Consider the following 13,515-nt stretch of genomic DNA (forward strand, 5'->3'; position numbering starts at 1 on the left):
GTGCCCGCGAGGGCCTGCGGGCGCTCCCTTGGTTGGTGGGAGCGGCGTCGACCGTGTTCGGCACGGTTTTCTGAACGCGCCGGGGACGTCGCGTCCCACCTTGTAGCTACGCTTCAGCTACACGTCGCAGATGCGGATGCCTTGGGCGAGGGCGGCGATGGGATCCTCCCAGCTAGGCACGAACTCCTGAGCGACGTAGCCGTCGTAACCGGTTTCCAAAATCGCTCGCATGATGGCGGGATAAAAGAGCTCCTGCGTCTCGTCGATCTCATGACGGCCCGGCACGCCGCCAGTGTGGTAGTGCCCGAAGTACGGGTGGTTTTCCTGAATGGTGGCGATGACGTCGCCGTCCATGATCTGCATGTGATAGATGTCGTAGAGCAGCTTGAAGGCCTCCGACTCCACGCGCTTGACCAGTTCCACGCCCCAAGCGGTATGGTCGCATTGGTAGTCGGGGTGGTTGCGCTTGGAGTTCAGCAGCTCCATCACCACTAGTATGCCGTGCTTTTCGGCGATCGGGGTAATGCGCTGCAGGCCGATCTTGCAGTTTTCCAGGCCTTCTTCGTCGTCCAGCCCGTCGCGGTTTCCCGAGAAGCAGATCACGCGCTTGGCCCCGGCGTTGGCGACCTGCGGAATGTTTGTTTCGAAGAAGGAAACGATGTTGTCGTGGTTTTCCAGCCGGTTGAGCCCAGAAACGATGCCGCCAGGGACGCCCCAGATCAGCGAGGGGTCGAGACCGTTTTCCCTCAGCGTCGGAATCTCGTCCACGTTTACGAGATCCAGCGCCTCCAGTCCGACCTCCTTTCCGCGGCGGCAGAGCTCGTCCAGCTCGATGTCCTTGTAGCACCAGCGGCAAGCGGAGTGGTGGATGTTTCGCTTAAGATCGGAAGTGGGCATGGACATAGCTTCGCTGGTTTCGTTCTGATTGGCGAAGGCTCGGGTCGCTGCGAGTGCGGCGGCTCCAGTGGCGACTTTCTTCAGCGCGTCGCGGCGGTGCATGGGGTTGTTCATAGGGGTGTCTTCTTGGTGTGCGGAGAAAAGTGGACATCGCAGAGCTTGGGTGCCACTAAGAGGCGCGCCAACGAAATTTGTCGAGAGTCGCGAACCTTCGAAGCAGCGCCGCGTGAGTTTTTGCTACAACGTTGTAGAAAAAACTTTTGGAAGAGGGGCTGGAGGCGAAAGGTGTGTGGATTTCAGAGCAGGCGGGCCGTTTGTTTAAGCGCTTGCCCTCGACTGGGGCGACGCTTATCGCTAGGCCCTTTTTTCTTTCATCCACGCTCACAGCTCATGGCACAGGAAATCAATCAAGGCTACGATCCGAAGGAAGTTGAGCCCAAGTGGTACGCCGCTTGGGAGGAAAACGGCTGCTTCGAAGGTGAAGTGAAGGAGGGCCAAGAGTCCTACTCGATCATGATTCCGCCGCCGAATGTGACGGGCATCCTGCATATGGGCCACGTGCTGGACAACACCTTGCAGGACATCTTCATCCGCCGGGCCCGCATCGAGGGCAAGAGCACGCTCTGGTTTCCCGGCACGGACCACGCGTCCATCGCCACTCAGACCAAGGTCGAGCAAGCCCTGCGCAAGGAAGGCACCAGCCGCCGCGACATCGGGCGCGAGAAGTTCCTCGAACGAGCGTGGCAGTGGAGCGACGACCATGGCGGCAAGATTCTCAACCAGCTCAAGAAGCTCGGCGCGTCCTGCGATTGGCGTCGCACCACCTTCACCATGGACGAGGCCTACGAGCGGGCGGTCAAGGACGCGTTTGTGAAACTCTACCAGCGCGGCTTCATCTATCGTGGCAAGCGATTGGTAAACTGGTGCCCCAGCTCCCAGACCGCTCTCTCCAACGAAGAGGTCATCATGAAGCCTCAGAAGGGCAAGTTCTGGAAGATGCGCTACGAGGTCGTGGAAGAGCCCGGCCGTTATCTGGAGATTTCCACCACGCGCCCGGAGACTATCATGGGCGACACCGCGGTGGCGGTTCATCCGGAGGACGAGCGCTATACCGATCTCGTCGGCAAGCACGTCTGGCGTCCCTTCCCGCGCGAGCAGATCCCTATCGTGGCGGATCGCGCCGTAGAGCGCGACTTCGGAACCGGCGCCCTCAAGGTCACTCCGGCTCACGACCAGGTCGACTTCGACATCGGCAAGCGTCACGATCTGCCGTTGATCGACGTGATGAATCCCGATGGCACGCTCAACGAAAACGCCGGACCGGAGTTCGCGGGCATGGAGCGTTTCGAGGCCCGCAAGAAGGCGGCGGCCCTGCTGGAAGAGCTCGGCTTGCTGGTCGACACGGAGGACTACGAAAACAACGTTGGCTTCTCCGAGCGGGCTGACGTGCCCATCGAGCCGCGCCTATCCGAGCAGTGGTACCTCAAGTATCCAAAAGTCGAGGAAGCCAAGCGAGCGGTCGAGAAGGGAATCATCAGGTTCCACCCGAAGCGTTGGGAAAAGGTTTACCTGCATTGGCTCAACAACATCCAGGATTGGTGCATCAGCCGTCAGCTCTGGTGGGGCCAGCGCATCCCGGTTTGGTACAAGAAGGGAGCGGATCGCACCGATCCCGCCAACCTGCACGTGTCCGTCGATGGTCCGTCCGATCCCGAAAACTGGGAGCAGGACGAGGACGTTCTCGACACCTGGGCATCCTCCTACATCTGGCCCATCGCGTGTTTCGGCTGGCCGAATGAAGACGAGAAGACCTTGAAAGAGCTGCAGCATTTTTATCCTACGAGCACCTTGGTCACCGGCTTCGACATCATTTTCTTCTGGGTCGCTCGCATGATCATGGCGGGACTCGAACTCTACGGAGAGGACAAGAAAACGCTGACCGACGAGGAGATCGAGGCCCGCATTCCGTTCAAGGATATCTTCATCCACGGTCTTATTCGCGACGAGAAGGGCCGCAAGATGTCCAAGACGCTCGGCAACTCGCCCGACCCGCTCGACCTGATCGAGCGATTTGGAGCCGACGGCCTGCGTTTCGGCATTATCAACATCGCTCCCAGCGGTTCGGATATTCTCTTTTCGGAAGACCGCATCGAGATCGGCCGCAACTTCTGCAACAAGCTTTGGAACGCCTGCCGCTTCCGTCAGATGAACGGCGGCGTCGAGGGCAACGCGTCGCTGGAGGCCATCATCGATCGTGTAAAAGCGTCGCCGCTCGATGGATACAGCAATTGGATTCTCAATCGCATGCTGGAAACCATGCGCGAGATCGAAGGCCAGTTCGAAAAGTTCGAGCTGCATCAGCTTGCCCATACCCTATACAACTTCGTTTGGGGCGACTACTGCGACTGGTACGTTGAAGCGTCCAAGGCGTTGCTGCAGAAGAAGGACGACCCGGCTCACGACATGGCTCTCGCGGTATCCGACTTGGTGATACGCCAAGCCCTGCTGCTGCTCAACCCCATCATGCCGCACATCACCGAAGAGCTCTGGCATGCCATGGGCTTCTGCGAAGAAGGTGGCTTCCTGCAGCAAACCGTGATCGGCACCGCTGACGAGCTCGCTGCCAAGTTGGCCGCCGCGGGCGTGTCCGTCGACGCAGTTGCCGCTAAGGATATCGAAAACGTGAAGGAGCTCATTTCCAAGGCCCGAGCGGTGAAGGCGGAGTACAACGTGGCGTCGAAAAAGGACGTGACGCTCTTCGTTTCGCCCGCCGACGAAGCCAGCGGCAATGTGGTGTCAGGGAATCTGGGTACCATCAAGAAGCTCGCAGGAGCCGCGACCATCGAGCTGAAGGACAGCGTGGACGGTTGTCCAGGAGCGGTCGGCGCCTTGGGTACGGTTTACCTCGATCTCTCCAGCGCCATCGACGTGGACGCGGAGAAGGAGCGCCTGAGCAAAGAGCTCGAAAAGCTTAACAAGCAAGTCGCCGCGGGCGAAGGAAAGCTCAAGAACCCGAAGTTCGTCGACAAGGCTCCCGCCAACGTGGTGGAAGGGGCACGTAAGCAGCTTGCGGATACAGTGGCCAAGCGTGACGAGATCGAGCGACTGTTGAAGAGCTTGTAGCGGATTTTTGCCCACAGATTACGCAGATGGGCACTGATGATTTTCATGTTGAGAGCGGGTCTGATGACCCGCTCTTTTTTTTGGTGGGGCGACTTGTCCTCAAGGCGACCGTGTTTGCTTGTCCTTAGGTTTTGAACGTGTTGGGACAAGCCGTTCAAACTTTTTAGCTGCGGCTGGGCAGGCCGGTGATGGGTTCTATCTCAGCCCTTCGGAACGGGGCTTGGTAGGCGGTGTCTTTCGAGTGACGGGTGAGTTGCATAACGTTTTCTTCATTTCCGTATTCGTCGTAAACAGTCAGGACTAGTCGGTCGCCACGCAGCTTGTAGTCGATGCGTGAAATGTCGCTGGCGTAGTCGGCCGAATTGGCAAGAGCATGGAGCCTTTCGTTGGAGCCCGCGAGATCGTAGATGAGGTACTCGTCGATCATTCGCAACTGACCGTGACGACGCTTGCTGAAGGCTTTCGACGCGATCGCATAGCTTTCGTATTCAGGATTTCCGAGTTCATCTAGGAGTGTGACTTCGATGATACGGCTGGAATGGAAAGTCAAAAGCGTGGCGGAACCGAGTTCGGGATTTTCGGATGGATCGGCGATCCAGCAGCCAGAGATGGGCGAGTCAAAGTCTTCGTCGAAGAGCTTCTCGTCGTTTTTGGATACGATGGCTAGGTTCTTCTCTATTTCCTTGATCAGCTTCTTTTCAGGCCTGATTTCGTTGTCGTTATGATTTTGAAAACGATCTGCGAGATTGCTCACGATGCGGTAGGCTCTCTCGACGTCTCCCTGTTCGTGATACAGGGTAGTTGCTTTCTTGAGTGAGATGTACTCGTCGATCAATGCTTCGCCGCGGCGCAGACCGACGCTTGCGTCACGTTGGCTTTGCAGAGGGAGCGATACGGTTTGAGAGATGGGAAATTTCTGGTTGCCCATCTGATAGGAGAGTGAGGCTTGAGCAATCTCGTCTGAAGTCGCGCGGCTGAACGGGCGGGTGTTTTGAGAGGCCAGGGCGAAGTAGATGGCTCCTTTTCTTAGGCTCAGAAACAGGGTTTCCACTTTCATGTAGAGGGAGCGCCCATCGTCGGTCCATTGAAGCATGTCACCAGGAATTCCATACACGCCGACGATTTTGAAACCTTCCGCTGGCGAGAGGGTTAGTTTCATGTCGTAGGCAAGTTCGGTGACCATGGTTTCGAACTCGTTGGCGAACTTGTCCTGCATGGTCGCGGCGTCGGGGAAGAAAAACAGATTTCCGCCGCGAACCGAACTGATGGTATTTGCCAGCTCGGCTCCGAAGTGGGTGCCTACTCCGATAGTGGTCAGTCCGTAGCCTTTGTTGGACCCCTCTCTCATCTGCCGCATGAAACCATGCTCGCTCGTGTTGCCGGTATTGGGTCGCTCGTCGGTGAAGAGCATGAGACGCGTGGTGCCCTCAAAATCCGGAGCGGTCTCGTCGGCCACGGAGTAGCCTACTTTGAGCCCATGTTCCAGGTTGGTGGATCCGGCCGACTGAATTCCAAGAATGGAATTTCGGATACGTTTTTTGTTGAAAGGCGAAGTCGCGATGGGCTCGAGATAGACGTGGCTTCGATCGCCGTAGAGCACGATGGAAAGCTGGTCTTTTTCGCCGAGCTGATCGAGCGCTTCTAGCAGGGATAGTCGCACAAGGTCCAGAGGACGTCCGCTCATTGAGCCCGACTTGTCGACTACGGCGATCAGGTTGAGTGGGGCGCGTTCCCACGATGCCGCGTCGATGCCTGAGGAGAAACCAATCTGAGCAAGGTGGGTCGCTTCGGGGAGTTCTGGAAGGCTGACTGGCATGGCTTCACCAAAAACGTTTATCAGATTGGCCCCGCGGCTTGGTTCGTTCAGCGGGAGATCGTATTCGCTCAGCAGTCCCTCCGCAGTGAAGCTTGTTGGTTGCGGGATCTTGCCCATGGCGATCTGCGAGCGAGTGAAGGCGATGTCTTGGGCTCCGCCGGCGGTGACGCCGAAGCTGGGAGAGGATACTTCAAAAGGAGAGAGTTCGAATATCTCTTCCTCGTCATTGTTTCTCTGCTGCCCTTGGATGAAGGTAGAGAGAAACAGCGGAAGGGCGACGAATGCGCTGATGGCGCGAGTGGATTTTTGTTTCATGATGCGATTCGAATTTTGGGTTATAACTTCGAGTATCTGCCATCATGATACAGATCGGGGCTGTGAAAGTCGTCACCGGCAAGTAAAAGCCTGTGACACGTTGTATGCACTTGTCACCGCATCACCCCGAGAATTTATAACCTACGCCGTGTACGGTTTTGATAAGACTCGGGCTGTCGCTGGGTTCGATTTTTGCTCGAAGTTTAGCGATATGCTGATCGAGGGTGCGAGTGGTGCCTTGGTAATCGATGCCCCAGGCCTCGTCTAAGAGAAAATCACGACTGAGGGCTTCTTGTGGATGGGCGTGGAAAAGGTGGAGAAGGGTGAGCTCGCGCTCGGTCAGTTCTTTTTCCTCGTCGTCGACGATCGCTACGAGACGACGCGGGTCGATGGTGACCGGGCCGAATTCGAAGGTATGGGAAGTGGCTTTCTTCGCTGTAGCGGTGGTGGAGGAAAATGCGTCAACCCGGCGTAAGGCAGCGTGGATACGGGCCAGCAGCTCGCGGACGCGAAAGGGTTTTTCGATATAGTCGTCAGCGCCCAGCTCGAGCCCGAGCACGTGGTCGATTTCTTCGGTCTTCGCGGTGAGCATGAGGATGGGGACTTGCTTGTTCTTCTCACGAATCTGCCGACAGACATCGTATCCATTTTTCTTAGGCATCATAATGTCGAGCAGGACGAGATCGGGGCCTTTGGCGAAAAATTGCTCCACTGCTTCTTCTCCGTCGGCGGCGAGCAGAGGGCGATGCCCATCGGCTTCGATCGCATCGGATAAGCCTTCGCGGATGTTCGTATCGTCTTCGACTATGAGGATGGTTTTCATGGGGATTCGCTTTTCAGGATGGGGTGGCGAGCGGGAGTTCGAGGATGAAGCGGGCTCCTTCGGTGTACTTGGTATCTAAGGACAAGTCGCCTCGGCAGTCGCGAGCCATGCGGCGTGATATGCTGAGGCCGATGCCAGCGCCGGGGCTCTTATCCGTGAGAGTCGATTGCTCCTGGTAGAATGCTTCGAAGATTTGATCTCGCTGAGAAGAGGGAATTCCTGGTCCACGGTCTTCTACGAGAATGCGGCAGCGTGCGGAGCAATGGAGATGGATGCCAACGTACTGTCCCCCTGCGGCGTATTTACGGGCGTTGTCGAGCAGGTTGAGAAGAATCTGGCGTAGCGCAGCGGGGTCGAAAGAGATTTGGCAACGTTCGCCGGGCGCTTCCCATTCGATGGTGAGGCCGGCGGTTTCCAGCGGGCGCTGGTGGTCGGAAAGGATTTGGGAAATGGCTGCAGCAGGATCGAAGGTTTGGATACGATAGCGTTTCTTTCCCAGCTCGAGGGCATTGAGAGCTAGGATGTTGTCCACCATTTCACTGAGTCGGTGGCTCTCGCGGCTGATGGTATCCAGATACCTCTGACGTTTTTCGGGAGGTAGGTTTTCATTGGAAAGCAAATCCGAATAAAGAGAGATGCTAGTGAGCGGCGTCTTGAATTCGTGACTGATCTGGGAGACGAAGGTGGTCTTGCGAAGGGCGTCGCGTCGATCTCGGGAAACCTGGCGAACGATAAGGAAGGAGCACAGCAAGCCTATGGCCAGAGTGAGGACGAGGAGTGAGTAGCGAAAGGAGCTCAGCCAGGCGCTTTCCGGATCCGGAGCCAGTGAAAGTTGCAAAGAATAGCCAGGCAGGATCGAAGAGAGCGAAACGGAGTCGCTTGCTTGCTCTTTCTGGATCGAAGCCGAGAGCCCAGGGATGGCGAGCTCGTCTAGCAGACTGTGGAACGCTGCCAGCAGAGTTTCCGTATCGAGAGTTACGATACGCGGGGGCTGTCCCTTTGCCATGCGATGTCCGACCACCCAAGCTGGCTCGTTTTCGCTGCTTCGATAGGCCCAGAAGAGGATAGGGTCGATGGCGCCTTCGTCGTGCAAGGCGATCTCCTTGTTGTCCTGATAGTAGCCACTGCGAAGGATCGCTGGAGCGTCCGGCGATTCGAGGGCGATCGTTTGTTGCCCATCGCCTTGCAGAAAGGGGGCGAGATCGGTTTGCGGCGGCAGTATCCGAGCGTTGCGAATGATGGGGGCAGTCTTAGCCCAGCGATCGAGTTGCGAGGCGAGCCCTTCCTGATGATAGCCGATGAGCTGACGAGCGATCTGTAGCTGGATTTCGGAGAAGTAGGCGGCGAGTTTCTCCGAGAGGCGCAGCTCCTGTTGGCTAATCAGTTCGGTGCGGCGGCGCGAATCCGCGTGCTTTTCGCGATAGAGAGAAAAGAGGGTTAGGCCTGCAAGGCAGAGCGCGGAGGCTGCGAGGAGTATCCAGACAAAGGTCGATTTTGTGGACGGCTTCACTGGGGCGACTCGTTGAGTGAGGGGAATAGGGTGTCGAAAAGCGCCCGTTGTTCGATGGTAGACTCGCTGGCGTTTTCGATGGTGTCGATCGTTCTGGTGAGTTGATCGAGGGCGCTTTGCACCTGGAGTTCAGGCAGATCGCTAGCGACGCTGCGAAGGCTGCGGGCCAGTTTTTTAAGATCGCGCAGGGCCTGCTTTCCATTTCCTTGCTGGAAAGCTTCGATCGATTCCCGAACGGTGTCGGCGACTTCCCCCTCGCAGACTGCTTGATAGACGTGGGTCGCAATGCTTTTGAAGGAGTGGGAGCTGCTCGGGGTGAAACGCGCTTCGACCGATGATTCGATGACGATGGGGGCGTTGGTTTCCGGGCTGCCAATCGGCTGATAGCTCAGTCTTGCGGTGGCGATTCTGGAGGGTGAATAGAAGGAGCCGGAGGCTCGCAGGGTCGCTTGCACGATGGTGCTGAGCTCCTGATTCGCGAGCAGTTTTTCAAAACGGAAGGTTATGGCGCGGCGGTTTGGGTCCGCCTGGCGACCGATGCTCTCCACGATGTCGACGGAGCCGTCGAACTTGATCTCCAGCACGGCGCCCTTGCCGATGGCTTGATTGAGCGTTTGCAGTTCGCTGGCGAGTGTCTCGGTTAGTTGGTTGGGATCGGCCAGATCGTAGAAAGGGGCGGCGCTGGGCTCGACCAAGCGGAAGAGCAGATCTCTGGGCGCGTCTTCGCCGAGAGCGAAGGCGGCGATACTGATGCTGCTTTTAGCCAGTGAAGTGGCGAGCTCGACAAAAGACTCTTTGTCGCGTCGACCTTTGTTGGGAGGGCCGTCGCAGATGAGCAGGATGCGGTCGAAGCTCTGTGGAGTGGCGTTTTTCTTGATCTCGGCTTCGGCCTGTTTGAGTCCGCTAAATAGGTCCGAGCCGCCGTCTGTACCAAGATTCGCGATAGTGGCGGCGGGACTCTGCAATTGATCTAGCGGGATCGGTGCGATGAGCGTTTCGATGCTGGAGCCGAAGGCTACGAGGGAAACTCGGTCGTGGGAGGAGAGCTGGTTGAGCGCCTGTTGCAACGCGCGTTTGAGCGCCTCGAGTCTTTCGCCCTCCATGGAGCCCGAGCGATCGACGAGGAAAACGATATTGGCGGGGGGACGTTCGCGTTGCGAAGGAAGCTCGTCGGTGTAGACGGTGGTTTTCAGGTAGAGGTTGTTCTGAGTTTTTTCCAAGTAGTACTCGCGGTCGAGCTCCATGCTCAGTCGCGTCTCGGCGGAAGCGAAGACGGTGAGAACGAAGGAAAGCGACGCGAAAACGAGCCTTGATAGCAAGCGCATGGGGCGGAGTGTACCAGATCTGAGAAGAGAAAGGGTCACCGATCTGTAAAACTTTGTCACGAACTTGTCGCGACGGATTCGATACGAGGGGCAGGCTTGGCGGTGGAGAGATTTGGAATCGCGAGTGGACGCGGATAACCCCGGGTGCTTTTGGAGTGAAAGGAGGGTATGCTGGCAAGCACCTGCCTCGCTAGGGCGTTTAAGACCCGCTGGGTGGCGTGGGTGAGGAGCTCATTGACCTAGGACCACGGTCAACGTCCGCGACTGCAACGAGATGCGTGTTCGCAGAGGTTACCTATGAAGGCGGTATTTTATTTTTCCAGCACGACTTCGATCACTTGATCGTCGCCGGGCTGGTTGATGATGACCTGCTCGTGGGCAAGGCGAAGGTCCGAGGTGACTGACAAGAGAATCGTTCCTGTCGGGGCTTGGTCGAATGTCGCTTCTCGGCCTTTTTGTTCCTCGATGTAGAGAATGATGTCTTTGTTGTTGTCGGCAGTTTTTTCGATCGAAACTGAGATTTCGGCTTTCATCTTGCCGCCGACTACCTTGACGCTGACAGGATTTGTGGCCATTTGCAGGTCGACCGCGGGGGGCTCGATTTGTCCGCTGCGAGTGACTTCGACTTCGATTTCGGCGGGAAGGTAACCCTCCTTTTCGAAGCGCAGGAGATGGGTCCCTTTTCGCACGTTTTGAATGCCGAGTGAAGAGAGACCGATGTATTCGCCGTCGAGATAGGTTTTCGCTCCGGAGGGGAACGACTTGGCGATCACCGTGGCGGAGACGCTGTTGATTTCCGTGAGGATGCGCTGTTTTCGTTGCGACCAGGTGGAGAGGAGTTCGTTTCGCGTTTCCGTATCCAAATTTCGTGACAAAGCCTTCAGCTCCGTCTCGAACGCTTCCAGCTCTTGCGCGGAGCTGCTGAGAGGGAACTCGGCCACGCGCTTGTTTAGTTCCTCGACCTTTGCCATCCGCTCTTCGCGTTTGGATTCTATGGTTTCGATATGAGCGATCCAGGTTTCGCGGGCGGAAGGGATCGCGTCGGTGCGGGCGAGATACTCTGATATTTGATTGCGGACACGTTGGATCTCGCCGGCGGTAGCGTTTTCGTCCAACCGGATGACAGCCTTCGACAGGTCGCTGGCCATTTGGATGGTTTCCGCTGCGTAGCTTTCCTTGCTGGATTCCGTGTAAAAGTAAAAAGCGGCTCCACCCGCAGCGAGCAGGAACAGAACCAGGATCAGCACGATGGCGACGCCGCCTCTGCTGCGGTTTTCAGGTGTTAGGGTCAGCATGCGTAAGAGTGGCGATTTTGCCGCACGCTTGGCAACTCAATACGAAAATGGCTCTAGGCTTCGAAAAGCAGGTCGACGGGGGATTGCGAGACGTCGATGGTTTCCACTTTATGGATACGTAGATGAGGGAGCGGCTTGGCGAGAAGGTCCTGGAAAGGGGCGAAATCGAGCAGATCGTGAGTCTTGATCTCGCCGTTTTCCGATAGGGTCACGCGGTAGGCGAATTCGTCGTCTTTGAGCCGACGGATTTTGGGCGGGCCTTTTTTCGTAGGGCGTTTCTTGGCCTTGGCCAGCTTTCGCTTATGGGATGAGGGGAGCTCGGCTTGGGGGGCGTCGAAGGGGTAGGGCTGTCCGAGCAGCTCGGTGATGGAGCGCTCGATCTGACTGAGCTCAGCGAGTTCGGTCTCTCGCTCGATGAGCAGAGAGTTGACCGCGATGAGCTCGTCTATGGACATGTTTGGTGGCATGTGGGTGCTGTTCTCCCACGAATGACACGAATCCTCACGAATTCATCATTCGCGTAGATTAGTGAGATTCGCGGGAGTTATTCTTCCTCTTCGGTGGGGGCTTCGGGCTTGGTCTCCTCGGTGGGCTTTCCCTCTGCCTTGGGCTTGGGAGCGGCCTTTTTAGCGGCTTTCTTGGCAGCGGGTTTGCTTGGGAAGGCGGCGACGGGAGCGGGAGGCTCAGGGAAGGGGAAGACGCCTTCTTCGCCAACGATGGACTCTACTTGTGTCTCCAGTTCGCTGATACGCTGGTAAGCGGCTTCGCGTTCTTCGAGCAATGTGTCGATCTGTGTGCGGGCTTCGAGGGCTTGACGGATGGTTTCGCTGTCGCCGCGAAGTACGATTTCGGCGAAGGTCAAGGGGTCGAGTTTCAGTGGTTTCTTAGCCATAGGTCTATTCTTTGAAAAAGGTTACGATCTTGTTGAGAATGGTGCGGCGGGAGCCGCTGGAAAGGGTGGTCGGTCTGTCGAATCGTTCGCGAGGTTCGCTGCTGCTGGTGCTGGCGCTGACGGGCTGCATACGCTGAGCGATGGCTTTTTCAGCCGCGTTGGCGATGGCCTTGTTGGTATCGTAGCAGAGGGCTCGGAGCTGGGGCTCGGGCAGTTTGGGATTTGCCACGGCGGATTCGCGCACCTTGTCGCAGAGGTCCTGGCTAAGGATCCCAAGAGTCGCGGGGCTGAGCTCGAGAGCGGCGGCTGCGAAGGCGCGTAGTGAAGGGTTGCGACTGGCGGCGAAGCGTTCCGCGACCGCTTCTTCGATGTTGGGGAAATCGATGGCTTGGAAGGCGATGTGTTTGGCGACCTCGCTGTCTTCGCGGTGGTTGATCAGCAGGTCCCAGTGTTTTTCGGTCAAGTCTTCGCGGTAGGCGACGAGTTTGGCGACTTCCGGATCGGGATGCAGGCAAAGCTCGCTGATCAGGCTGGCGCTGATGTTGGGCGACTTGGCGAGGGCCATGCAGGCTTGTAGGTCGTGGGAGGCGGCGATGCGTTCCGCGATGTCTTGCTGAAGGCTGACGCTGGCGGCGAGAAGTCGGCGAACCTTTTCCGATGTATCCTGAGCGAGGATACGCTGGATGGCGGAGGGGAGATTCTTTTGCTGGGCGAGGTAGACGCGATCTTCGATGCTGTCGGACTCGGCCAGCCAGAGCATTTCCGGAAGGGAAAGGGGTTCTGTGTCGAGAGCGGCGAAGCGTACGGAAGCCCGCGTGGAGTAGCGCAGCGACTTGCGGACGGAGGCCGGGTAGGCGTCGAGATTGCGCAGGATGAGAGACTGCAAGGTCTCGTCGTCCATGTCGGCCCAGAGCTGGAACAGCTCCGGTTCCAGCTCCTTGTTTTGCAGCAGGGCGGTCTTGACCAGAGCGCTCTGATCGCGGCCGAGGTGGTGGGCGACGTCTGTATCGAGATTTTCGCGACCAGCGAGGGCGATCTTCACCACCGGCTCGCTGTCTTCGGCCAGAATGAACTGCAGGTAGGTAGGCAAGCCCGGGTTTTCCGCGATAGCGGCTCGCACGAAGGCGGATTGATCTTGGGCCAGCAGTTGGCACTCCTTGGGGCTGGCGTTGGGATTTTGGGCGACGGCGAGGCGAACGCTCGAGTCGTCGCGCTTAGCCAGTTTATGGAGAGATTGCTGGGGCGTGCGAGGATTGGCAGCGAGGTGGCGGGCGATCTCGGACTGGTTTTTCTTTAGATCGTCCACCATGGACTGCGCGAGCTCTGACGGGATCAGCGGGTAGCGGGAGAGAAAAAGAAGATACGCTGGTTTGTCCGCGTAGTTTGAATACAGGTCCCGAAGCGCGAAGCTGGAGATGGGCCGCTTGCGGGTGCCCTTGATGACGGCGTCGGCTCCATGCTCTTCCAGAGCGTCGAGCAAGTCGTTGATGGAAAGGATGTCCATTATCTAAACGAAAAA

At 57.5% G+C, this 13,515-nt stretch carries 10 protein-coding genes; 1 reads left to right on the top strand and 9 read right to left on the bottom strand.

The window, feature by feature from the left end; genetic code table 11:
* Positions 1–117 precede the first annotated feature (117 nt).
* Complete coding sequence (locus QEH54_RS11085) at positions 118–1,011, bottom strand: TIM barrel protein (RefSeq protein WP_309018740.1); 894 nt, start codon at positions 1,009–1,011, stop codon at positions 118–120.
* Between the two features lie 276 nt (positions 1,012–1,287).
* On the opposite strand from QEH54_RS11085, the gene QEH54_RS11090 reads away from it, so the two are divergent.
* Positions 1,288–4,020, top strand: a complete 2,733-nt coding sequence (locus QEH54_RS11090; RefSeq protein WP_309018741.1) for a valine--tRNA ligase — start codon at positions 1,288–1,290, stop codon at positions 4,018–4,020.
* A gap of 163 nt (positions 4,021–4,183) precedes the next feature.
* Here QEH54_RS11090 and QEH54_RS11095 read toward each other — a convergent pair whose 3' ends face one another.
* The 8 genes from QEH54_RS11095 to QEH54_RS11130 form a co-directional block, all read right to left on the bottom strand.
* Positions 4,184–6,151 (bottom strand): VWA domain-containing protein, encoded by a 1,968-nt coding sequence (locus QEH54_RS11095; protein WP_309018742.1) that lies wholly within the window; start codon positions 6,149–6,151, stop codon positions 4,184–4,186.
* Between the two features lie 121 nt (positions 6,152–6,272).
* Positions 6,273–6,974, bottom strand: a complete 702-nt coding sequence (locus QEH54_RS11100; RefSeq protein WP_309018743.1) for a response regulator transcription factor — start codon at positions 6,972–6,974, stop codon at positions 6,273–6,275.
* Positions 6,975–6,987: 13 nt separating this feature from the next.
* Entirely contained in the window at positions 6,988–8,484 is a 1,497-nt protein-coding gene (locus QEH54_RS11105) for a HAMP domain-containing sensor histidine kinase (protein ID WP_309018744.1), read from the bottom strand.
* Complete coding sequence (locus QEH54_RS11110; protein ID WP_309018745.1) at positions 8,481–9,809, bottom strand: VWA domain-containing protein; 1,329 nt, start codon at positions 9,807–9,809, stop codon at positions 8,481–8,483. The genes QEH54_RS11105 and QEH54_RS11110 overlap by 4 nt, the downstream gene beginning before the upstream one ends.
* Positions 9,810–10,120: 311 nt before the next feature.
* Positions 10,121–11,104, bottom strand: coding sequence for a PEGA domain-containing protein (locus QEH54_RS11115; RefSeq protein WP_309018746.1), 984 nt, complete (start codon positions 11,102–11,104; stop codon positions 10,121–10,123).
* Positions 11,105–11,157: 53 nt separating this feature from the next.
* Positions 11,158–11,559 (bottom strand): hypothetical protein, encoded by a 402-nt coding sequence (locus tag QEH54_RS11120; RefSeq protein WP_309018747.1) that lies wholly within the window; start codon positions 11,557–11,559, stop codon positions 11,158–11,160.
* Between the two features lie 89 nt (positions 11,560–11,648).
* On the bottom strand, positions 11,649–11,996 hold the full coding sequence (locus QEH54_RS11125; RefSeq protein ID WP_309018748.1) for a hypothetical protein: 348 nt from the start codon (positions 11,994–11,996) through the stop codon (positions 11,649–11,651).
* A gap of 4 nt (positions 11,997–12,000) precedes the next feature.
* Positions 12,001–13,500: a hypothetical protein gene (locus QEH54_RS11130; RefSeq protein WP_309018749.1), complete on the bottom strand. Its 1,500-nt coding sequence runs from the start codon at positions 13,498–13,500 to the stop codon at positions 12,001–12,003.
* Positions 13,501–13,515: the final 15 nt, after the last annotated feature.

The organism is Pelagicoccus sp. SDUM812003 (genome assembly GCF_031127815.1).
Classification (GTDB): Bacteria; Verrucomicrobiota; Verrucomicrobiia; order Opitutales; family Opitutaceae; genus Pelagicoccus.